Genomic DNA, 20362 nt, shown 5'->3' on the forward strand with positions numbered 1-20362 from the left:
CAGCGCGTCAACGCTGTCCGTCCGCCGCGATCAGCTCGAGCTGCGTCAGGGCGACGTCGGTGTCAGCGGTGAAGCCGAACGACGAACCGCCGCCGATGATCCGGAACACCCGGGTCTGCCCGGCCCACGTGAACTCGGCACCGTCGACCGCCGTGACCGTCTCGCCGAGGGACACCTGCCACGAGTACGAACCCGGGGTCGCCACCGTCACGGTGTACAGCGACGCAGCGGGGCAGTCCACGTCGAACGACACCGACTCCCCCGCGGCGAGCGCCGTGACGGTCCGTCCGGTGTCGTCGACCAGCGGCGACGAGCCCTCCGAGGACATCCCGACGGGCAGCAGGTCGACCGGGGCGTCCCGGTAGCCGTGCACCTCGGAGGCCGAGACCGGGCGGGTGTCCGATGCCCAGCCCTGCGGTCCGGACGACAGCGTGAAGACGATGCGCGACGCCGACACCACCACGTGGTGCGGGATGCTGACCGAGGTCCAGGGCGAGCCGTCGACCGTCACCGACGCGACGTAGGCACCTGCGGAACCGTCGGCGACCTCGATGACGGTCTCCGCTCCTCCCGGCTGCTGCAGCACCGTCCTGCGGACCGACGGCGGCACGAGCACGTAGGTGCCCGTGGACGGCGCCAGCGGGTACAGGCCGATCGTCGCGAAGACGTACCAGGCGCTCATCTCGCCGTTGTCCTCGTCGCCGGGGTAGCCCTGGCCGAGGTCGGAGCCGACGAACAGCCGCTCCAGCGATTCGCGCACGATGCGGTGCGCGTCGTCGTGCCGACCGGTGAACATCGGGAAGAACGGGATGTGGTGCGCCGGCTGGTTGGACAGGCCGAGCATGCCCATCCGGACATCGCGGGCCTCGGTCATCTCGTGGATGGGGAAGCCGTACGCGCCGGAGCGGACGGTCGCGCCGGTCTCGGGCGTCGCGAAGAAGGCGTCGAGTGCTGCATCGAACCGCGCCGGGCCGCCGTGCAGGTCGACGATGCCGGCGCCGTCGTGGGGAGCGGTGAAGGCCGTGCCCCACGCGTTCGTCTCGGTGTAGTCGTCGCCCCAGTCGCGCGGGTCGAACTCGGTGCCGACCCGCCACGAGCCGTCGGGGTCGCGGCCGATGAAGAAGCCCCGCTCGGAGTCGAACACGTGCCGGTACTGCAGCGATCGACGGGCGAACCACTCCGCCTCGGCCTCGTACCGGGACAGGTCGGCGGGCGTGCCCGCCCGCGACGCGAGCAGCCCCGCCATGACAGCGAGTCCCCAGTCGTTGATGGCAGCGTCCAGGGTCCAGGACATCCCCTCGGACGTCGCGGTGTCGACGTGGCCGCGGAAGGCTCCCGGGAGGCTCCCCTTGCGTCCGACGCGCTCGTCACGTGGCGGGACGGTCGCGTTCCGCACTGCGCTCCGGTACGCCTCGGCGAGGTCGAACCCGGTGATGCCCTTCGCCGCGAGGTCGGCGAAGACGGTGTCGCTCGTGGTGCCCGTCATGCAGTCCTCGGCGCCGGGGGCGCTCCAGCGCGGGGTCCACCCGCCGTCGTGGTGGTGCTCGACGAAGCCCTGCGCGAGCTCGCCGGCGGTCTCCGGGGTGAGGAGTCCGAGGAGCGGCCAGGCGGTGCGGTAGGTGTCCCAGAACCCGTTCGTGGTGGTGAACGGCCCCTCGACGACCTCCGGCCCGGGCTCGTCGCGGATCGGGTCGGCGAGGACGGCTCCGTACGGGGAGCGGTGGTGCGGCGACCCGGTCAGAGCGGTCTCGCCGGCACGGTTCGGGTAGAGGAACAGCCGGTACAGGCCGGAGTACAGGCTCACCAGCTGGTCCGGGGTGGCTCCGTCGAACGACAGGGTCGCGAGCTTCTCCGTCCAGAGCGCCTCGGCGCGGGTGCACATGGCGTCGAAGGAGGCGGCGGCGTCGAGGTTCGCGCGGGCGTCCTCGATCGAGACGGTCGAGATGCCGAGCAGGACGTCGACCGCGCCGTCGCCGTCGACGGCCAGCCAGCCGCGCAGCTCGTGCTCGCCGGTGCTGGTGTGGTCCGCGGTCACGTGCGGGATCCGGACGTGCACGTGGTGCGGCGGGGTGCCGGGGCGGTCGTCGAGCACGGCCTCGACCACCGCGGTGCCGTCGGTCACGGTCACGGAGACGTCGGAGAGCCACCCGTGGTGGTCGAGCACGATGCTGCGGGTACCGGTGAACCGGAAGCCGAGGGCGAACTCCCCCGCGGTCATCTCGGCCGTCACACCCTGGTCGAGGGCGACCCGGTACCGGTGCGGACCGTCGAGTTCGTCGTCGTGGTCGAAGCCGAGCGCGCGGGCGGCCCGGTCGACGTCGGGGGTGTCGAGCGGTGACGGCATGACCTGGAACACGCCGCGGTCGCCCATCCACGGCGACGGGATGTGACTCGTCGCGAACGCCTGGATCGCCGGTCGGACCCGTCCGTCGACGTCGGTGCGCGCGTGCTCCTGGTAGGCGTACGGCCAGCGGTTGCTCGACGCGTCGGTCATCGGCAGGCCGAAGACACCGCCGTGCGGGATGCCGACGAGCGGCGCGTTGTTGCCGCGGGAGAACCGTGACGAAGCCTGCGTGCCGCGGGTCGTGCGGACGTGGTCGAGCGGCGTGACCGGTGCCGGGCGTGCCGGGGCGATCCGGACGTCGTCGAGCCAGCCGCGCAGGGCTGGACGCTCCCCGTCGGCGTCCGACGGCTGCGTGTCGGAGCCGATCCGGGCCTCCAGTCGGTCGACGACCAGCCCCGCGAACGGCGTGAGGTCCACCGCGCGACGGTTCCACTGGTCGACCCACTGCTTGCGGGCCACGTCCTGCGCCTCTGGCGTGAGCGCGTCGCCGTACTGGTCGCGGGCGCGTCCGCCGTGCGCGGCCGCGTGCTCGCTCAGTCGTGTGCCGTCGGTGAAGACGACGTCGACGGTGAAGGCCGTGGCGTCCCAGAAGTGCGGCAGGTCCGCCTCGGTGGGCTCGGTAGCGCCCTGCGGCAGCGTGCGTTCGGGGAACCAGACCCACGACAGTTCGTCGCCGGCTGCGACCACCCGACCGTCGAGGCCGGGGACGCGCGCCGCCACGGCGCCGTCACCCGATGGTCGTTCGACCAGCCACCCCTCCGAGGATCCGAAGCCGACACCGTTCCGCGCCGCGACGGCCGTCGTCGGCCCACCGCTCCGTTGCAGTTCTCGCACGGGTCCAGCGTATTTGGTCCAGCGTCTGGACGAAAACGCTCGGCGTGTCAGCCCTTGTTCTGCCCGGGCGCGTTCTCCGAGTTGCCCGGACCGGCGTCCGCTGAGGTGTCGGTCGTCGTGTCGGTCGTCGTGTCGGCCGCGCCGTCGGCTGGGTCGGCGCCGTCCTGCGGCTCCTGCACCGGGTTCGAGACCGGCGCGCTCGGCTCCGGACCGACGGACGGTTCCTGGCTGGGCTCGGCGGGCTCACTCGGCTGCTCGGCCGGCTCGGACGGCTGCTCCGCCGGCTCGGAGGGCTGCTGCTCGGCCGGCTGACTCGGCTGCTGCTGCTCCTGGCTCGGCTGCTGCTCCTCGCTCGGCTGCTGTTCTTCCTCGCTGGGCTGCTGCTCGGTCGGTGCGGTCGAGGTCGTGTCCGTCGGCGCCGGTGTGCCGTCGTCGTCGCCGTTCAGCGCGAACACCGCGACCCCGATGCCGACCAGCACCAGGACGACCACGACGATCGCCGTGATGATCGGTCCCTTGCGTCGCTTCTCGCGCTTCGCCGGGTCGTCGCCGGAGCCCGGTCGGACGGGCGGGGCCGCGGGGGGCACCCCGCCTCCTCCGCCGGTCGGGCCGCCGGCGCCGCGCTGGGCACCGAGGACGGTGGTCGACACGTCGTCCGCAGCGTTCGGCTGCTGTGCGTCCATCACGCGGGTCGCGTCGTCGGCGCCCGGCTGTCCACCCGGACGGGAGGCACCACTCGCCGGCATCACGCGGGTCGCGTCGTCCGCGTGCGCGGCCATCGGAGCCGTGGCTGCGGCGGCCGCACCGGCCGCGGCTGCTCCGGCTGCCGCGCCGGCACCGGCTGCCGTCAGCGTCCCGGGACCACCGGGCAGGAGCTGTGTGGCGGCCCCGGGCTCGTCGCGGCCCAGGGCGCGGAGTCGTTCGGCCGCCTCGGCCGCGCTCAGACGCTCGGACGGGTCCTGCGCGGTCATCACGTGCAGGAGCGTGCGCCAGGCCGTCGGCAAGTGCTGGTCGATCTCCGGGCTGCGGGTGAGTCGTGCAGTAGCGGACTCGATGGCGCTGCCCGGGAACGGTGTCTTGCCGGTCATGCACTCGAGGAGCACCAGCCCGAGCGCGTAGACGTCGGCCTTGCCGGTGATCTCCTGCGCCAGCACCTGCTCCGGCGCGAGGTACGCGGCCGTCCCCATCACGGTGCCCGTCCCCGTCACGCGCGAGGCGTCACGGAGCAGGGCGATGCCGAAGTCGGCGAGCTTGACGTGGCTGCCGTCGCGCTCGAGCAGCACGTTGGCGGGCTTCACGTCGCGGTGGACGATGCCCTGGGCGTGCACGGCGCTCAGCCCGTCGGCCACCTGTGCGCCGACGCGGGCGGCGGTCGTCGGGTCGAGCGGTCCTTCGCGCAGCCGGGTGGCCAGGTCGCTGCCGGGCACGAGCTCCATGACGAGGTACGAGTCCCCGTCGGCGTCGTCGAGGGCGGCGTCGTACAGGGTGACGAGGGCCGGGCTGCGCAGTGTCGCGAGCGTCTGGATCTCCGACTCGGCTCGGGCGCGTTCACCGTGGTCGACCGGTCCGATGCGGAACACCTTGACGGCGACCTCGCGGCCGAGCTGCTCGTCGACCGCGCGGTACACGGACGCCATGCCACCGTGTCCGAGCGTGCCCGTGACGCGGTACCTGCCGCCGAAGACCCGTTCTTCCATGACGGGCAACCTACCGGTAGCGGCTGACGGGGCCACTCATCCGTCGAGTCCCGGCGCTTGGTGAGCAGGAGGTGTCGGGTCCACGCGGTCGACCCGACCTCTTCTGCTCACCGAGCGGTACCGCTCCCCGACCGCATCGTGACCTGGACGACGTTCGAGGCCCGGAAGACACGGACTCCCTGCCGCTCGACCTCGGACAAGATGTCGAGATCGACGAGCCGAGCGACGGCGTTGCTGGCGGCCTGGTAGGTCTTTCCCAGAGCAGTGGCCAGCATCGGAACCGTGACGAACGGTGCTCCGATGAGGTGGTCGGCCACGTCGAGGACCATGCCCCGCGCCCCGCTTGCTCGGATGCGATCGCGGTACTCCGCTTGCACCGCCAGAAGATCCGACATCCGTGCTCCGGTGTCCGTCGCGGAACTGTGGATCCCGTCGGCGAAGAGCGCGACCCACTCGTCCCAGGCCCCCTCCGCGCTGACCGCGGCCAGCGCATTCTGGTACTCCTCTCGCCGGGCCTCGAACCACGGCGAGACGCTCAGCAACGGCTCTGTGAGGACGTCAGACCGCATGAACTGCAAGACGATGAGCAAGCGTCCGAGACGCCCGTTGCCGTCGTTGAACGGGTGCAGCGTCTCGAACTGGTAGTGCGTGAGCGCTGCCGCGACCACTGGGTCGATGTCGTGCCGAGGCGCTGTGTCCACCCATTCGAGGAGGTCACCCAACGCACTCCGCAGCGGCGTCCCCGGTGGCATCGGGACGAATCGGGCATCCTCGATACCACCTCCTCGCGTTCCGATCGCCACTGGAACCGTCCGGATGTGTCCAGCCTGCGGTGTGTCTGCGGCCGTGCCACGAACCAGTACCGACTGCAGTTCTTCGAGGAGACCGGTCGTGACGCGGCGCTCCTGCACCCTAGTGAACCCGAGCTCGGCGGTGTCCACGTAGTTCAGCACCTCGGACAGGGCCGCGGAGCGATCAGCCTTCCCGACCGCTTCCGCGGCGAGGACGTCGTCCAGTGGTGCAAACGTGCCCTCGAGCGCAGAGGTGCTCTGTGCCTCTCGCCGGAGAGTCGGAGCGCGCAAGATGCCGGGGTTCGGGATCAACGATGATCCTTGCCGAAGCGCCCCGAGCGCCCGGTTCGCGCGGGCGACCTTGGTCCACGTCACTCCCGACAGTGTCGGAACTTCACCGAGCGGGTCCGGTACGAAACCGAAGTGGTCGTACGAGCGGCCGGTCCGACCGTCGACTCCACGAACCGGTACGAGATGCCCGACGGGGCTGCTCTGGAAGCGCGCGAGGTCCATTGTTCCATTTTACGGATCAAAAATTGAACTTGGAGGGGGACTGTTCAAGTTCCGAAGATGTTTCTGGAACACGATCGATTGCAGTTCAAGTCTTCTTGACGATGTCGGCGTCCGGGGTGGGCTCGGCGCCGTGGCGGAGCGCCGTCAGGTACAGCCGGTGCGCCGTGATCACGAGGGCGAGCCAGGCGAGCCCCAGCGCCCACGCCGCGAGGACATCGGTGAGCCAGTGGTGCCCGAGGAACACCCGCGAGGCCCCGACCGAGAGCACGAACAGGGTCCCGACGACGATCGTCCACACCCGCGTGACGACCCGCGACTGCCGCAGGAGCAACAGGTACACGATCGTGCCCACGATCACCGTCGCGTTGAGGGTGTGGCCGGACGGGAACGACGGCGAGTGCTCGTACGGCGGCACCGCGTCGGAGAGCGGCGGACGCGCCCTACCGATGAGGTCCTTGCCCGCGATCGTCATCAGCAGCGAGCCGCCACTCGCCGCGACGAGCAGCACCAACGGGGTCCACGCCCGACGCTGGATGGTGAACCCGACCAGGAACCCGAGGGCGACGATGGGCATGCCGATCGTGCCCGCGATGTCGGTCCACCACGTGACCAAACGATCGCCCACGGGCGACCGGAGGGTGAGCGCCCAGTCGAGCACCGGACGGTCGAGCACGGCGACGTCGTCGGCTTCGCGGACGGCGTCGTAGACCTCGGAGGCGAGCCAGGTCGCGACGACGGCGATGCCGATCCCGACGGCCAGCGTGAGGAGCAGGAGCGGCATCGCGCCGTACCGGTGGCCGAGCGCGGTCCACCCCTGGGCGGTCGCGCGGCCCGCGCGGGTGCGCCAGCGGGTGAGGTCGACCTCGCCGACGGTGCGGTCGGCGGCGTCCCCGCGTTCGGTGTCCATCCGTCCAGCCTGCCCGAAGCGCCCGGGAACCGCCGAGGCCGCGACTACTGCCTGCTCGCCCGGCGAGACCGCTGGAGGATGACGAGCCCGATGGTCACACCGACCGCGGTCATGAACGGGGTCATGAACCACGCGACGACGATCGGGACGGCCCGCTCCGCCGGCGCCTCGACGTGGAGCATCAACGACAGGGCGACGATCGGCAACGCGATCGTGGCCCCCCAGGAGACCACCACCAGCACCGTGAGCAGTACGGCGGCACCCCGGTGGTCTGACCTTCGGTACGGAGTCGTCACGACGCCATGCAACGAGGTACCGGTCAGTCCTTCGCTTCGGAGTACGCCCCCACCACCGCGACCGACAGCGGGAACGTCACCGGGAAGTCCTGGAACAACAGCCGACCGGCGTCGACCGCGGCTTCACGGATCTGCGTCGCCACCCACTCGGCGTGCTCCTCCGGCGCGTGCACCACGATCTCGTCGTGCACGAAGAACACCAGGTGCGGGCCGTCCGTCACGGCCCCGGGGAACCGCGCGGTGAGCCGGGACCGCAACGACCCCATCCACGCGAGCGCCCACTCGGCCGCGGTCCCCTGCACCACGAAGTTCCGGGTGAACCGCCCCCAGCTCCGCGCCCGCGACTCGACGGCACGCTGCATCGCCGGGGTCCCTTCGACCGTGTAGGCCTGGTTCCGCGCCTCGAACCACGACGACTCCGGCACGGGCGACGTCCGTCCGAGCAACGTCGTGACGGGTTCGCCCCGCTCCCCCGCCCGTGCGGCGCGTTCGACCAGGTCGAGCGCCCGCGGGAACGCCCGCACCAGGCGTGGGACGAGCCGTCCACCCTCGCCCTGGGTGGCGCCGTACATCGCGCCGAGCATGGCCACCTTCGCCTGCTGCCGGGTCTCGACGGCGCCCGAGGCCACGACGCCGTCGTACAGGTCACGTCCGTCGCCCGCGGAGGCCATCGCTCGGTCACCGGCCATCGCGGCGAGCACGCGCGGCTCCAGCTGCGCAGCGTCGGCCACGACGAGCTTCCAGCCCGGGTCGGCGACGACCGCCCCGCGGATGCCCTTCGGCAGCTGCATCGCTCCCCCGCCGTCGGCCGCCCAACGCCCGGTCACGACGCCGCCGACCACGTACTTCGGGTGGAACCGGCCGTCGCGCACCCAGTCGTCGAGCCACGTCCAACCGTTCGCCGTCAGGAGCCGCGCGAGTCGCTTGTACTCGAGCAGCGGTTCGATGACGGGGTGCTCGATCTCCTGCAGCTCCCACTTGCGGGTACTCGTCACCATGAGCCCCGCACGGCGCAGCGAGCGCAGGACGTCGGCCGGCGAATCCGGGTTGAGCGTCGGGTCGTCGAGGCGCTCGCGCACGACGGCGGCGATCTCCTCGAGCCGCCGCGGCCGCACGCCGTAGGGGACGCGCGGCCCGAGCGACTCCTCGAGCAGTCGCTCGTGCACGTCGGCACGCCACGGCAGCCCGGCGTGCAGCATCTCCGCCGCGACGAGGGCTCCGGCGGACTCCGCCGTCGTCAGCAGGCGGAGGGCACCGGGCGACGTCGACCCCGCGACCGCCGCGAGCTGTGCCCGGAACTCGGCGACCGGGTCGACGTCGTCGTCCGGCACCGACGCGGTGAACAGGGCGTCGTCGAAGAGCTGGGCCTGCGTCGGCCGGACGACCCGGGCCTCCGCCACCGGAGCGTCGAGCGCGTCCGCCGGTGCCGCAGCGAGTGCGGAACCGCGCGCGGCCAGCGCTGCGCGCAGGATCCGCCGACACAACCGCAGGTCGACGCAGCGCCCCACGCGTCCACCGGCGGTGAGCACGGCCGGGTACCAGCGTGCGGTGTCGTCCCACACCCAGCGCACGCCCGGGGCGTCGTGCGCCGCGACGAAGGCCGGGAGGCCCGACTCGTCCACGCGCATCGGCTCGCCGTCAGCGGTCCCCGAGTCGGTCAGGGGCGTCGCGAGGACGCCGCCGTCGACGCGGCGGAGGACGAGGTGCACGGAACGATCATGCCGTGCCCCACCGTCACCGCCTGACGGGTGACGGTTCAGGCGCGCTTCGGACCGCCGGGGCGCACGGCTGCGGTGTCGGCCACGTCGATGCGGACGTCGCCGTCCTCGGCGCGGGACACCTCGACCCGGGGGTCGGCGTCGTGCGCGTCGGACCCGGACATGCGCCGGAAGGTGTCCTGGCGTCGTTCCTCGAACGTCATGTCCACGCCGTCGTCGAGGTGGTCGTGGTCGGGCTTCGTCATGCGCTGCACGGTACGCGCTGCCTGCTGCGCGCGATCAGACGACGGGTGCGGTGCCGGTCCGTTCGGTCCAGTGCGCGCCCGCCGCCCACCGGTCGAGTACCGCCCGGGGCAGGCGACCGGACGCGTTCGAGACGCGCGCGGTGGCCAGCGGCACACCGAACACGAACTTCGCCACGCTCTCGTCCCCCTCGGCGGCGTCGTGCGGGCCGGGTGGCGCGAGGCGGAACCGTCGCGCGAAGCGCACCAGGTTCGCGTCGTGACCGAGCACCGTGGCCAGGCCGGGATCGAGGATCCACGAGCGGCACTGCCACCGGTCGGCGGCGAGCGCCGGTGCGAGGGCGCGCAGGACCTCCGGCGCGCGGGCGAAGGACCGGTCGCAGGCGTCCGGATCGAGCGGCCCGGTCTCCGGGACGTGGACGCCCCAGGCCGGCCGGCCGTCGGGCAGGTGGTCGCCGAGTTCGTACTGGAGGCGCCCCACGGCCACCACGCGGCCGGTCGCCACCGCGACGAGCCAGTCCACCCCCGTGCCGCGCAGTCCGTACCGGTCGAGTTTGCGGTCGACGTCCGCCACGGACGCCTCGGCGAGGCTGCGCGGGAGCCCCCGCGCCTGCAGCGCGGCCGCGTTGCCGGGCACGGCCGCGCGGAGCGCTGCGACCAGCAGGGCGTCCCGCTGTGCGGGCTCCGCGTCGGCGACGGTGGCGGCCAGTGCGGCCGCCACCGTGGCGGAGTCGTCCGGCGACCCCACGGCGGCGGCGAGGACCGCGACGGACGCGGGACGGGCCTCCTGGCCGGGGGTGTCGGCGGTCACTTCAGACCGGACGAGGCGAGCCCGTCCATCACCCGCCGCTGCAGGACGATGAACATGATGAGCACCGGCGCCATGGCCATCAGGCTCGCGGCCATGAGCACCGGGTAGTCGATCGTCCGGTCGCTCGACAGCGTCGCGAGGCCTGCGGCGAGGGGCATGTCCTCGGCGCGGGTCGAGACGACGAGCGGCCAGAGCAGCTCGTTCCACGACCACAGCACCGTCGTGATCGCGAGCACGCTGATCGAGGGACGCGCGAGCGGCAGCATGATCCGCCAGAACGTCTGGAACGGGTTCGCGCCGTCCATGCGCGCAGCCTCTTCGAGCTCGGGCGGCATGTTCAGGAACGCCGTCCGCATCAGGAAGGTGCCGAACGCGCTGAACAGGCCCGGCGCGACGATCCCCATCAGGGTGTCGAGCCATCCGAGCCCCTGCACGATCTGGTACTGCGAGATCAGGTAGACCTGCGACGGCACGAGCAGGATCGACAGCACGATCGCGAGCAGGATCGCCCGGCCGCGGAACCGCATGCGGGCGAAGGCGTAGCCGGCGAGCGTGCAGAGCACGATCTGCGCGAGGGTGCGGATGATCGTGACGTACACGGACGTGCCGAGCTGGCTGAGGAACGGCAGACGCTCGAACACCTGCGCGTAGTTCTGCCACTGCAGCTCCCCCGGCCAGAACGTCGGGGTGACGGACTGCACCTGGGCGTTCGTGGACAGCGACATGATGATCTGCCACACGAACGGGAACGCCATCGCGAAGCCGCCGACGCCGAGGACGACGTGGATCCACCAGTGGCTGCTGCCGCGACGACCGGGCCGGCGTGCTGCCCGTGGCGGTGTGACGGTTGCGGTCATGCCTGCACCCACTTCCGTTGGACGCGGAACTGCACGAGCGTGACGATGCCGATGAGCAGGAAGATCACCATCGCGATCGCGGCCGCGAAGCCCTTGTCGTTGTCGATGAACCCGGCGCTGTAGAAGTAGAAGACGAGCGACATCGTCTTCGGGATCACCGGGTTGGTGCTGCCGAGGATGGCGTAGAGCAGGTCGAACAGCTGGAAGCTCGAGATCGTCGTGACGATGACCACGAAGAAGATGCTCGGGCTGAGCAGCGGGACGGTGACGGAGCGGAACTGCCGCCAGCGGCTCGCGCCGTCGAGTTCGGCGGCCTCGTACAGCTCTGGTGGGATGTCCTTGAGGCCTGCGCCGAGGATGATCATCGAGAACCCGAGGGACGACCACAGGCCGACGAAGCTCACCGCGACGAGTGCGAACCCGGGCGTCGAGATCCAGTACGGACCGTCGATGCCGAACAGTCCGATGAACCAGTTGACGATGCCGTAGTCGCCGTTGAACATGATGCGCCAGACGAGGGCGATCGCGGCCGGCATGGCGACGTAGGGCAGGAAGAAGAGGACCCGGTAGAACTGCGCGAACCGCAGGCCCGGGGTGTTCAGCAAGCTGGCGAGCCACACCGCGATCGGGATGCCGGCCAGCACGATGACCGTGTAGACGATCGTGTTGAGCAGCGACTGGTACAGCTGCGGGTCACCGGCGAGCCGGACGTAGTTCGCGACGCCGCTGAACGTCGCACCGCCGAACACGCCCCAGCTGGTGAAGGAGTACCAGAACGTCTGGATGATCGGCCAGATGTAGAACGTGCCGACGCCGATGAGCAGCGGCAGGACGAAGAGCCACGGCCACCAGCCGTCGGTCCGTCGGGGTGCGCGCTTGCCGCCGGCCGTCGGGCCGGGGGCGCCCCGCCCGGACGAACGCGTCGTCCGGGCGGGGGTGGAGGCGGCCTGCGGCCGCTCGGTGTTGATCGTCATCGGCTCGGGACTCACTGTTCCTTGGCGAGGGCGGCGTCCATCTTCTGCGCGAGCTGCTTCGCGACGTCGTCGACCGGGGTCGAACCGTCGAAGGCGTTCGGCAGGAGGTTGGTCTCGAGGGTGTTCCACGCGGCGGTGTTCTTCGACACCGGCAGGGGCTTGGCGTAGTCGACGGCGTCGAGGAAGACCTGCAGGTCGGCGTCCGGCATCGTCTTCGTGAAGGCGGACTGCGTGCCCTCGTAGGCGGGGATGACGGCGCCCATGTCGCCCTGCTGCTGCTGGGCGGTCTTGCCGGCGAGGTAGACCTGGAGCGCCTGCGCCGCGGCCTTGTTCTTGCTCGCCTCGGACACGACGTTCGAGACACCGTGGATGACGGTCGCCTGCTCCTTGCCCTTCGGCAGGGGGTACACGACGATGTCCTTCTCCATCGCGGTGCCGGTCAGGGCCGAGCGGAACCAGCTGCCGCCCTGGTACATCGCGAGCTTGCCCGACGTGAACCACTGGTCGGCGGTGGTGTCGGTGAGCTGCTTGATCGACGGCGAAGCGCCCGAGTCGATCAGGTCCGTCCAGAACTGCAGGCCCGCTTCCGAGGCCTTCGAGGCGTACTCGGACTTCGTGCCGTCCGCGTTCACGACCGATCCCCCGGCCTGGAAGATCGTGTCGTAGTAGGTCGTCTGGCCGTCCATCCCGCCGGCCGCGCCGTACGCGCCGTCGGCCTTGAGCTTCTCGCTGAGCTCGGCGCCGGTCTTCTGGAAGTCGTCCCAGGTCCAGTCCTTCGACGGCAGGTCCATGCCGGCCTTCTCGAACAGGGCCTTGTTGACCCAGACGCCGATGGTGTCGAAGTCCTTCGGCACGCCGTACTGGGTGTCGTCGTACGTGTACAGGTCGTTCAGCGCGCTCGAGTACTTCGCGGGGTCGATGTCGCCGGACTTGACCTCGCCGGTGATCGGCGCGAGCTTGCCGTTGGCCGCGTACAGCTGGAAGTTGGGGCCGTTCATCCAGAACAGGTCGGGAAGCGTGTTGCTCGAGCCCTGGGTCTGCAGCTTCGTCCAGTAGTTGGCGAACGGCGTGACGTCGACGCTGACCTTGATGTCCGGGTACTCCTCGTTGAAGCCCTTGAGGTTGGCCTTGATCGCCTTGACCTGGTTCTCGTCCCAGACGGCGTACGTCAGGTTCGCCTTGGTGTCCTTCGCGGCGGCGGTGTAGTCGCCGCCGGAGCTCGACGCCCCGGAGGACGTGGAGCACCCGGCGAGGAGTGCGGCCGCGCCGAGGGCGGCGACGGCGCCGACGAGGATCCGGCGGACGCCGGTTCCTCGGGCGGGGATGTGTGCGGTCATCGGGAGGTCCTTTCGCACGGCCGTCAGGAACCGACGGTCTGGGCGGGGTGGGTGGGGTGCGGAGCGGGTCGTGTGGAGGGTGTGGCGGGCCGGCTGAAGTGCGCGATCGTCCCGGCCGGCAGCGGCGGGACGTCGATGGGGACGGAACCGGTGCGCAGCGAACGGGTCGCCAGGGCACCGGCGGCGACCGCGGCGCGCGCCGCGATCGGGGACAGCTCCGTCGGTTCGCCGAGGGCGACGGACCGCAGGAACTCGGTCATGGTGATCAGGTCGGCGTCGGCGTGGCCGTCCTCGACGCCGTCGATCGGGTACTCGCGGTCCCCCGCGGTGTCCCAGCCACGACGGTGCGTCCAGACCTTCACGACGCCACCGCCGGTGTCGCCGATGTTCTCGAGGCGGCCCTCGGTGCCGATGACCGTGTAGTTCCGCCAGTAGTCCGGGGTGAAGTGGCACTGCTCGTAGCTGGCCTGCACGCCGTTGTCGAGCGTCATCATCACCATCGAGACGTCCTCGACGTCGACGACGGGGTTCAGCCCGGTCTGGGCGAGCGGCGGCCAGTTGTCGTGGGAGAACCAGTCCCCCATCAGCTCGCCGCTGCGGTCCCGTCGGTCGGTGACGTCGCCGTAGACCGACAGCGACCCCATGCCGACGACGCGGCTGGTGTCCCCGCCGCCGAGCGCGTGGATGACGTCCAGGTCGTGGCTGGCCTTCTGCAGGAGCAGGGAGTTGACGTTCGCACGGTCGGCGTGCCAGTCCTTGAAGTAGTAGTCCCCGCCGTTGCCGACGAAGTGGCGGCACCAGACGGCCTTGACCTCGCCGATCTCGCCGCGGTCGACGATCTCGCGCATCAGGCGGACGACGGCCGCGTGGCGGAAGTTGTGGCCGACGTAGAGCGGGGTGCCCGTCTCGGCCGCGGTGTTGAGGACCGCGTCGGCGTCCTCGACCGTGATGGCGAGGGGCTTCTCGAGGTAGACGGCGATGCCCGCGCGGAGCAGGTCGATCGCGATCTCGGCGTGCGTCCGGTCCGGGGTGGTCACGATCGCGGCGTCGACCTGGCCCGTGAGGTCCCGGTGGTGCTCGACCACCAGCGCATCGGGGTACTCGGCCCGCCCGCGCTCGCGGCCCGCTGCGGTGACGTCCGCCACGGCGACGACCTGCGCCCGCAGTGCCGGGTCCGCGGCGACCGCCTCGGCGACGTGCCGTGCGATGGCGGACCGCTGGCCCATCCCGATCACCGCGACGCGGAGGATCCCGTTGTCAACGCCCATGCTCATCTCGCTCCCTTGCGTGATTGTGACGCCCATGATGCCGAATCGATCATGAATGCACAATAGGCGCTCACGGATCGCTCATGGGTCCACGGCGGGAGGGTTTTACACGATCGAAACGTCGCGCCCGGGATCCGGGCGCTCGTCCGTCGGCTCAGTCGGCGACGACGAGCTCCACGCCGGCGCTGGCGAGGTCGGCTGCGAAGGCCGGCGGGACGGGCTGGTCGGTGACCAGGACGTCGATGCGGTCCAGCGGACAGATCCTGGCGAACGTCGACCGCTCGATCTTGGTCGAGTCGGCGACCACGATGACCCGTCGGCCGACCGAGGCGAAGTGCCGGCTGACCTCGGCCTCGCCCTCGTGCATGGTCGTGGCGCCGTACTGCCCGGTGAGCCCGTCCACCCCGAGGACCACGAGGTCGAGTGCGAACTCGTCGAGGGTGTCGCGGACGAGCGGGCCGACGAGCTCGTACGACTGCCGCCGCGCCACACCGCCCGTGACCACGATCTTGACGTTGGCGCGGACGGACAGCTCGTACCCGACGTTGAGCGCGTTCGTCACGATGGTGATCCCGAACTCGCCGTCGGCACGGATGAACCGCTCGCTCTTGCCGAGTTCCCGCGCGACCTCGGTCGTGGTGGTCCCACCGTTCAGCCCGACGGTCTCGCCCGGCTGCACCAGTCGCGCGGCGGCGCGGGCGATGGCGGTCTTCGCCTCGGCCTGGCGCGCGATCTTGTACTGCAGGGGCAGCTCGTAGCCGGCTCCCAGTGCCGCGGCTCCCCCGTGCGTGCGCGTGACGAGCCGTTGATCAGCGAGCGTCGTGAGGTCGCGTCGGGCCGTGGCGGCCGAGATCCCCAGCAGCTCGCCGATCTCGGCGATCGACACGTTGCCGCGTTCGCTCACCAGTTCGAGCAGGGCGTTCAGCCGCTGTTGGGGGGTCATGACGGCCATCCTACGGTGCCATCGCGACTGCTCGGTGATCGGAATTGACGCTTTGGTCTTCCATCGCGCACGATCGCTCGCTACGCTTCCTGATCATCGATCACCCGGATCGAACCGGACCGGAAGGCTCCCATGACCGACACCTTCGTGAGCGCCGAACTGGCCTCCCAGCCGGAGACCTGGCGCGCTGCCGCAGCACTCCTGCCGACCCTCTCGGACGCGCTCCCCCAGCCCGGTGAACGCGTCGCCGTCATCGGCTGCGGCACGAGCTGGTTCATCGCGATGAGCTACGCCGTCGCCCGTGAGCAGGCCGGCCTCGGGGTCACGGACGCCTTCGCCGGCTCCGAGTACCCCGCATCGCGCGAGTACGACCGCGTGCTCACCATCAGCCGCTCGGGCACCACGACCGAGATCGTCGACCTGCTGCAGGCCCTGCCGTCGCAGCGCACCGTCCTGATCACGGCCGTCGCGGACAGTCCCGCCGCGGCCGTCGCCGACGACGTGGTCGCACTGCCCTTCGCCGACGAGCGCTCCGTCGTGCAGACGCGGTTCGCCACCACGGCGCTCGCCCTGCTGCGCGCGTCGATCGGCGACGACGTCGAGGCCCTCGCCGCCCAGGCCGAGATCGCGCTGACCCTGCCGATCGACGACCTGCTCGACGCCGAACAGGTCTCCTTCGTGGGCCGCGGTGCCGCCGTCGGCCTGACGTTCGAGGCCGCACTGAAGACGCGGGAGGCCGCGCAGTTCTGGGCCGAGTCCTACCCGGCGATGGACTACCGGCACGGGCCGATCGCCATCGCGCAGCCCGGCCGGCTCGTCTGGTCGCTCGGTGCCGCACCACAGGGGCTGGCCGACGAGGTCGCCGCCACCGGTGCGCGCTTCGTGCAGCACGACCTCGACCCGATCGCCGGCCTCGTCGTCGTGCACCGGTTCGCCGTCGCCCTGGCCGAGGGCCGTGGGCTGGACCCGGACAACCCCCGTTCGCTGACGCGGTCGGTCATCCTCACCTGATGGCGGGCGCAGGCGCGGTGCTCGGGGTCGACGTCGGCGGCACGGGCACCAAGGCCCGGCTGACCGACGCCGACGGACTCGTCCTGGACGAGACCCGGGTCCCGACGCCCCGCGACGATCCGTCGGGGCTCCGACTGGCCGTGGCCGTCGCCGACCTGGCAGTGCGGGCACTCGACCACGGTCGGCTCGACGCCGTCGGGCTCGTCACGCCGGGTGTCGTCGACGAAGCCGCCGGCACCGTCGTCCTCGCGGTGAACCTCGGGTGGCGGGACGTGCCGGTCCGCGACCTCGTGCGGGCCGAGCTCGTCCGACGCGGTGTCGACGTCCCGATCGCCTTCGGCCACGACGTCCGCGCCGGCGCCCTCGCCGAGACCCACGCCGGTGACACGGCACTGTCGCGCGGATCGGTCGCGTTCGTGCCCGTCGGTACCGGCCTGGCCAGCGCGCTGGTCGTCGACGGCCAGGTCGTGTCCGGGGGCGGATGGGCGGGGGAGATCGGCCAGGTGCTGATCCCGTCCGGACCGCACGCGGGGCTCCGGGTCGAGGAGATCGCATCGGCCGGGGGAGTCGCACGCCGCTCCGGGTCGGCATCGGCGCACGCGGCCATGCTCCGGGTGCGTGACGGCGACCCCGTGGCGACCGCCGTCTGGGACGACTGCGTCGCCGTGCTCGCGGACGCCCTCGCCTGGACGACCGCGGTCGCCGGCTGCCACACCGTCATCGTCGGCGGGGGACTCGCCGAGTCCGGCCCGCTGCTGTTCGGGCCGCTCCGCACGGCGGTGGCCGAGCGGCTCGTCGGGGTCCGCGCACCGGAGATCCTGCCGGCCGCCCACGGCGACGCCGCCGGAGCCATCGGCGCGGGTCTGCTCGCACGGCGGGTGCTCGAGACCGGGGTCCTGCTGTGACCACGCTCGTCCGCGCGCCACGCATCGTGACCGCCGCCCACGACCTGCACGACGGGTGGATCGTGCTCGACGACGACACCGTGCTCGCGGTCGGTGCCGGCACACCGCCGCGCGCGGACTCCGCGGTCACCGTCGACGGCACCGTCGTGCCGGGCCTCGTCGACCTGCACGCCCACGGCGCACTCGGCCACGACTTCGCCACGTGTTCCGCAGCGGACGCCCGAGCGGCGGCCGCGCACCACCGGTCACGGGGGACCACGACCCTCGTCGCCTCGATCGCGACCGGGCGTCACGACGACACCGTCGCAGCCCTCACGCGCCTTCGACCGCTCACCTCGGACGGCACGCTGGCGGGCCTGCACCTCGAAGGGCCGTGGTTGTCCCCGGCCCGCCGCGGAGCCCACCGGGTGGACCTGCTCCACGCCCCGGACCCGCTCGAGGTCGACGCGTACCTGGCGGCCGCCGACGGCGCGCTGCGGGTCGTGACACTCGCCCCCGAGCTCCCCGGCGCCCTCGACACCGTGGCGCGGTTCGTCGCCGCCGGGGTCGTCGTGGCGATCGGGCACACCGACGCCACCGCCGAGCAGACCCGCCGCGCGATCGACGCCGGCGCCACGCTCGTCACGCACCTGTTCAACGGCATGCCACCGCTGCACCACCGCACGCCGGGGCCGGTCGGGGTCGCCCTGACCGACGACCGCGTCCTGCTCGAGTGCATCGTCGACGGACACCACCTCGACCCGACCACGATCGGGCTCGTCCAGCGGAGTGCACCGGGCCGCCTGGTGCTCGTGTCCGACGCGATGTCGGCGACGGGCTGCCCCGACGGTGACCACACCATCGCCGGGTCCGCGGTCTCGGTCCGCGGCGGGGTCGCCGTGCTCGCCGACGGGTCGTCGTTGGCGGGCAGCACGATCACCGTCGCCGACGCCGTCCGTGGGCTGCTGACGAGCGGGGTCGCGGTGCCCGAGGTCGTCGCCGCCTCCACCACGCGTGCGGCTCGGCTGCTCGGTCGGCCGGCGCCGCTCACGGTCGGCGCGCCCGCCGACCTCCTCGTCCTCGACCCCGACACCGGTGCGGTGCGGTGCCTCCTGCCGACGGCGGTGGTCTCGTGATCGTCGTCGTCACCCCGAATCCGGCCGTCGACGTCACGTACCGGGTCGCCGAACAGCGCATCGGCGAGACCCAGCGGGTCCTCGACGTCGCACGGCACCCGGGTGGCAAGGGCCTGAACGTCGGTCGGGTCCTGGCGGCGACCGGTGTCGCGACGCACGCCGTCCTGCCCCTCGGGGAGACGCCCGGCCGCTGGATCTCGGACGCGCTCGACGACCTCGGCCTCGGCCACACCGACGTCGTGGTGTCCGGCACGACCCGCACGACCGTCACCGTGGTCGACGACGTCGCCCACCCGACGATGCTCGGTGAGCCCGGCCCGGTGCTCACCAGCACCGAGTGGGACGCCGTCGCCGCAGCGGTCGACGGACTGCTCGGCCGCGCCGACGCCACCGCTCTCGTGGTGTCCGGTTCGCTGCCCGGCGGTGCCGCACCCGACGTCGTCGCGAGCTGGGTCGCCACGGCCCGTGAGCACGGCGTCCTGAGCGTCGTGGACTGCTCCGGTGCCGCACTGCTGGCGGCGGCGGGCGCGGGTGCCACCGTCTGCAAGCCCAACCGCGAGGAACTGCTCGAGGCCACCGGCGCCGCGGACGAACGCACCGCCGCCCTCCGGTTGCTGGAACGCGGCGCCGGCGTCGTCGTGGTCTCCCGCGGAGCGCACGGCATCGCCGCCCACACCGCGGACCACGTGCTCGAGGTCCCAGCGGTGCCCGGCGTCTCGGGCAACCCCACCGGGGCGGGCGACGCAGCGACCGCCGGTCTGGTCGGTGCCCTGGTCGACGCGGGGACCGGTGCCCCGTTCGCCGACGACACCCTGCTCCGGGCGCTCCGGTCCGCCGCCGCCCACGGGGCCGCAGCCGTCCTGCGCCCGGTGGCGGGCGAGGTCGACCCCGCCGACGTCCACCGCTTCCTGACCCACCCCGACCGAACGAGGACCCCAGCATGATCACCGACCTCGCCCTGACGGGCCTGCTCGACACCGCCCGCACGGCACACCGCGGCGTCGGCGCGTTCAACGTCGTCCTGCTCGAGCACGCCGAGGCCATCGTCACCGGGGCCGAGCGGGCCGGACTGCCCGTCATCCTGCAGATCAGCGAGAACTGCGTCCGGTACCACGGCGGTCTCGCACCGATCACGACCGCGACCCAGGCGATCGCCCGGGCCGCCGACGTCGACGTCCTGGTCCACCTCGACCACATCGAGGACCCGGACCTCGTCGCCGCCGGCATCGACCTGGGCGTGGACTCCGTCATGTACGACGGCTCGCACCTGGACTTCACGGCGAACGTCACTGCCACCCGTGACCTCGCGGTCCGGTGTCACGCCGCCGGCGTCGCCATCGAGGCCGAACTCGGCGAGGTGGGCGGCAAGGACGGCGTGCACGCTCCGGGTGTCCGCACCGACCCCACCGACGCCGCCGCGTTCGTGGCCGACACCGGGGTGGACGCCCTGGCCGTCGCCGTCGGGACCTCGCACGCGATGCAGACCCGCGAAGCCTCGGTCGACCGCGACCTGGTGGAACGTCTGCGTGACGCTGTGCCGGTCCCGCTGGTCCTGCACGGTTCGTCGGGGCTGTCCGACGACGAACTGCGCGGCGCGGTGCAGGCCGGCATGACGAAGATCAACATCTCGACCCACCTGAACGGCCTGTTCACCCGTGCCCTGCGCACCGTGCTCGACGAGCGGCCCGACCTGGTCGACCCACGGAAGTACGTGTCGGCGGGGCGCGAGGCGATCTCCACCGAGACCGCACGACTGCTCACGCTCCTGCACGGCTGAGCGGTGGCGGCCCGGGCAGCCG

18 protein-coding genes are annotated in these 20362 nt (G+C 71.9%); 5 read left to right on the plus strand and 13 right to left on the minus strand.

Annotated features, from left to right (window positions below):
- Positions 1-7: 7 nt before the first annotated feature.
- The 13 genes from DEJ14_RS17925 to DEJ14_RS17985 form a co-directional block, all read right to left on the minus strand.
- On the minus strand, positions 8-3178 hold the full coding sequence (locus DEJ14_RS17925) for a GH92 family glycosyl hydrolase (RefSeq protein ID WP_258373131.1): 3171 nt from the start codon (positions 3176-3178) through the stop codon (positions 8-10).
- 47 nt (positions 3179-3225) lie between these two features.
- Positions 3226-4875, minus strand: a complete 1650-nt coding sequence (locus tag DEJ14_RS17930) for a serine/threonine-protein kinase (RefSeq protein WP_111083552.1) — start codon at positions 4873-4875, stop codon at positions 3226-3228.
- A 107-nt stretch (positions 4876-4982) separates the two neighbouring features.
- Positions 4983-6179, minus strand: a complete 1197-nt coding sequence (locus DEJ14_RS17935; RefSeq protein WP_111083553.1) for a Fic family protein — start codon at positions 6177-6179, stop codon at positions 4983-4985.
- Positions 6180-6264: 85 nt separating this feature from the next.
- On the minus strand, positions 6265-7086 hold the full coding sequence (locus tag DEJ14_RS17940; RefSeq protein ID WP_111083554.1) for a phosphatase PAP2 family protein: 822 nt from the start codon (positions 7084-7086) through the stop codon (positions 6265-6267).
- A 44-nt stretch (positions 7087-7130) separates the two neighbouring features.
- The gene (locus DEJ14_RS17945) at positions 7131-7319 is read right to left on the minus strand and encodes a hypothetical protein (protein ID WP_146249650.1); all 189 of its coding nucleotides are present in this window, start codon (positions 7317-7319) and stop codon (positions 7131-7133) included.
- An 86-nt stretch (positions 7320-7405) separates the two neighbouring features.
- The gene (locus tag DEJ14_RS17950; protein ID WP_111083556.1) at positions 7406-9091 is read right to left on the minus strand and encodes a bifunctional 3'-5' exonuclease/DNA polymerase; all 1686 of its coding nucleotides are present in this window, start codon (positions 9089-9091) and stop codon (positions 7406-7408) included.
- A 47-nt stretch (positions 9092-9138) separates the two neighbouring features.
- Positions 9139-9345 carry a hypothetical protein gene (locus DEJ14_RS17955; RefSeq protein WP_111083557.1) on the minus strand — a complete coding sequence of 69 codons (207 nt, stop codon included), beginning with the start codon at positions 9343-9345 and terminating at the stop codon, positions 9139-9141.
- A 34-nt stretch (positions 9346-9379) separates the two neighbouring features.
- A complete protein-coding gene (locus tag DEJ14_RS17960; RefSeq protein WP_111083558.1) occupies positions 9380-10153 on the minus strand; it encodes a hypothetical protein in 774 nt (257 codons plus the stop codon).
- Entirely contained in the window at positions 10150-11010 is an 861-nt protein-coding gene (locus DEJ14_RS17965; protein ID WP_181437362.1) for a carbohydrate ABC transporter permease, read from the minus strand. Before DEJ14_RS17965 ends, DEJ14_RS17960 begins: the two co-directional genes overlap by 4 nt.
- Positions 11007-11984: a carbohydrate ABC transporter permease gene (locus DEJ14_RS17970; protein WP_111083559.1), complete on the minus strand. Its 978-nt coding sequence runs from the start codon at positions 11982-11984 to the stop codon at positions 11007-11009. The genes DEJ14_RS17965 and DEJ14_RS17970 overlap by 4 nt, the downstream gene beginning before the upstream one ends.
- A gap of 11 nt (positions 11985-11995) precedes the next feature.
- Complete coding sequence (locus DEJ14_RS17975) at positions 11996-13321, minus strand: ABC transporter substrate-binding protein (RefSeq protein ID WP_111083560.1); 1326 nt, start codon at positions 13319-13321, stop codon at positions 11996-11998.
- Between the two features lie 23 nt (positions 13322-13344).
- A complete protein-coding gene (locus DEJ14_RS17980) occupies positions 13345-14595 on the minus strand; it encodes a Gfo/Idh/MocA family protein (RefSeq protein WP_111083561.1) in 1251 nt (416 codons plus the stop codon).
- A 148-nt stretch (positions 14596-14743) separates the two neighbouring features.
- Complete coding sequence (locus tag DEJ14_RS17985; protein ID WP_165901013.1) at positions 14744-15532, minus strand: DeoR/GlpR family DNA-binding transcription regulator; 789 nt, start codon at positions 15530-15532, stop codon at positions 14744-14746.
- A gap of 132 nt (positions 15533-15664) precedes the next feature.
- On the opposite strand from DEJ14_RS17985, the gene DEJ14_RS17990 reads away from it, so the two are divergent.
- From DEJ14_RS17990 to DEJ14_RS18010, 5 genes are read left to right on the plus strand one after another with little or no spacing between them, the layout of a single operon-like run.
- Positions 15665-16543: an SIS domain-containing protein gene (locus tag DEJ14_RS17990; RefSeq protein ID WP_111083563.1), complete on the plus strand. Its 879-nt coding sequence runs from the start codon at positions 15665-15667 to the stop codon at positions 16541-16543.
- Complete coding sequence (locus DEJ14_RS17995; RefSeq protein WP_181437363.1) at positions 16543-17448, plus strand: ROK family protein; 906 nt, start codon at positions 16543-16545, stop codon at positions 17446-17448. Before DEJ14_RS17990 ends, DEJ14_RS17995 begins: the two co-directional genes overlap by 1 nt.
- Positions 17445-18563, plus strand: a complete 1119-nt coding sequence (gene nagA, locus DEJ14_RS18000; protein ID WP_181437364.1) for an N-acetylglucosamine-6-phosphate deacetylase — start codon at positions 17445-17447, stop codon at positions 18561-18563. Before DEJ14_RS17995 ends, nagA begins: the two co-directional genes overlap by 4 nt.
- On the plus strand, positions 18560-19507 hold the full coding sequence (locus DEJ14_RS18005) for a 1-phosphofructokinase family hexose kinase (protein ID WP_111083829.1): 948 nt from the start codon (positions 18560-18562) through the stop codon (positions 19505-19507). The genes nagA and DEJ14_RS18005 overlap by 4 nt, the downstream gene beginning before the upstream one ends.
- Positions 19504-20340, plus strand: a complete 837-nt coding sequence (locus DEJ14_RS18010; protein WP_111083565.1) for a class II fructose-bisphosphate aldolase — start codon at positions 19504-19506, stop codon at positions 20338-20340. Before DEJ14_RS18005 ends, DEJ14_RS18010 begins: the two co-directional genes overlap by 4 nt.
- Positions 20341-20362 lie beyond the last annotated feature (22 nt).

Origin of the sequence: Curtobacterium sp. MCJR17_020 (genome assembly GCF_003234365.2) — a bacterium.
In the GTDB taxonomy this organism is placed as follows: Bacteria; Actinomycetota; Actinomycetes; order Actinomycetales; family Microbacteriaceae; genus Curtobacterium.

What these genes read in the sequence shown, in the direction of transcription:
- DEJ14_RS17980 (WP_111083561.1), bottom strand. Translation starts at nt 14,595, where the DNA reads ATGAGCATGGGCGTTGACAACGGGATCCTCCGCGTCGCGGTGATCGGG.
- DEJ14_RS17985 (WP_165901013.1), bottom strand. Translation starts at nt 15,532, where the DNA reads ATGACCCCCCAACAGCGGCTGAACGCCCTGCTCGAACTGGTGAGCGAA.
- DEJ14_RS17935 (WP_111083553.1), bottom strand. Translation starts at nt 6,179, where the DNA reads ATGGACCTCGCGCGCTTCCAGAGCAGCCCCGTCGGGCATCTCGTACCG.
- DEJ14_RS18010 (WP_111083565.1), top strand. Translation starts at nt 19,504, where the DNA reads ATGATCACCGACCTCGCCCTGACGGGCCTGCTCGACACCGCCCGCACG.
- DEJ14_RS17940 (WP_111083554.1), bottom strand. Translation starts at nt 7,086, where the DNA reads ATGGACACCGAACGCGGGGACGCCGCCGACCGCACCGTCGGCGAGGTC.
- DEJ14_RS17965 (WP_181437362.1), bottom strand. Translation starts at nt 11,010, where the DNA reads ATGACCGCAACCGTCACACCGCCACGGGCAGCACGCCGGCCCGGTCGT.
- DEJ14_RS17975 (WP_111083560.1), bottom strand. Translation starts at nt 13,321, where the DNA reads ATGACCGCACACATCCCCGCCCGAGGAACCGGCGTCCGCCGGATCCTC.
- DEJ14_RS17955 (WP_111083557.1), bottom strand. Translation starts at nt 9,345, where the DNA reads ATGACGAAGCCCGACCACGACCACCTCGACGACGGCGTGGACATGACG.
- DEJ14_RS17990 (WP_111083563.1), top strand. Translation starts at nt 15,665, where the DNA reads ATGACCGACACCTTCGTGAGCGCCGAACTGGCCTCCCAGCCGGAGACC.
- DEJ14_RS17995 (WP_181437363.1), top strand. Translation starts at nt 16,543, where the DNA reads ATGGCGGGCGCAGGCGCGGTGCTCGGGGTCGACGTCGGCGGCACGGGC.
- DEJ14_RS17970 (WP_111083559.1), bottom strand. Translation starts at nt 11,984, where the DNA reads ATGACGATCAACACCGAGCGGCCGCAGGCCGCCTCCACCCCCGCCCGG.
- DEJ14_RS17930 (WP_111083552.1), bottom strand. Translation starts at nt 4,875, where the DNA reads ATGGAAGAACGGGTCTTCGGCGGCAGGTACCGCGTCACGGGCACGCTC.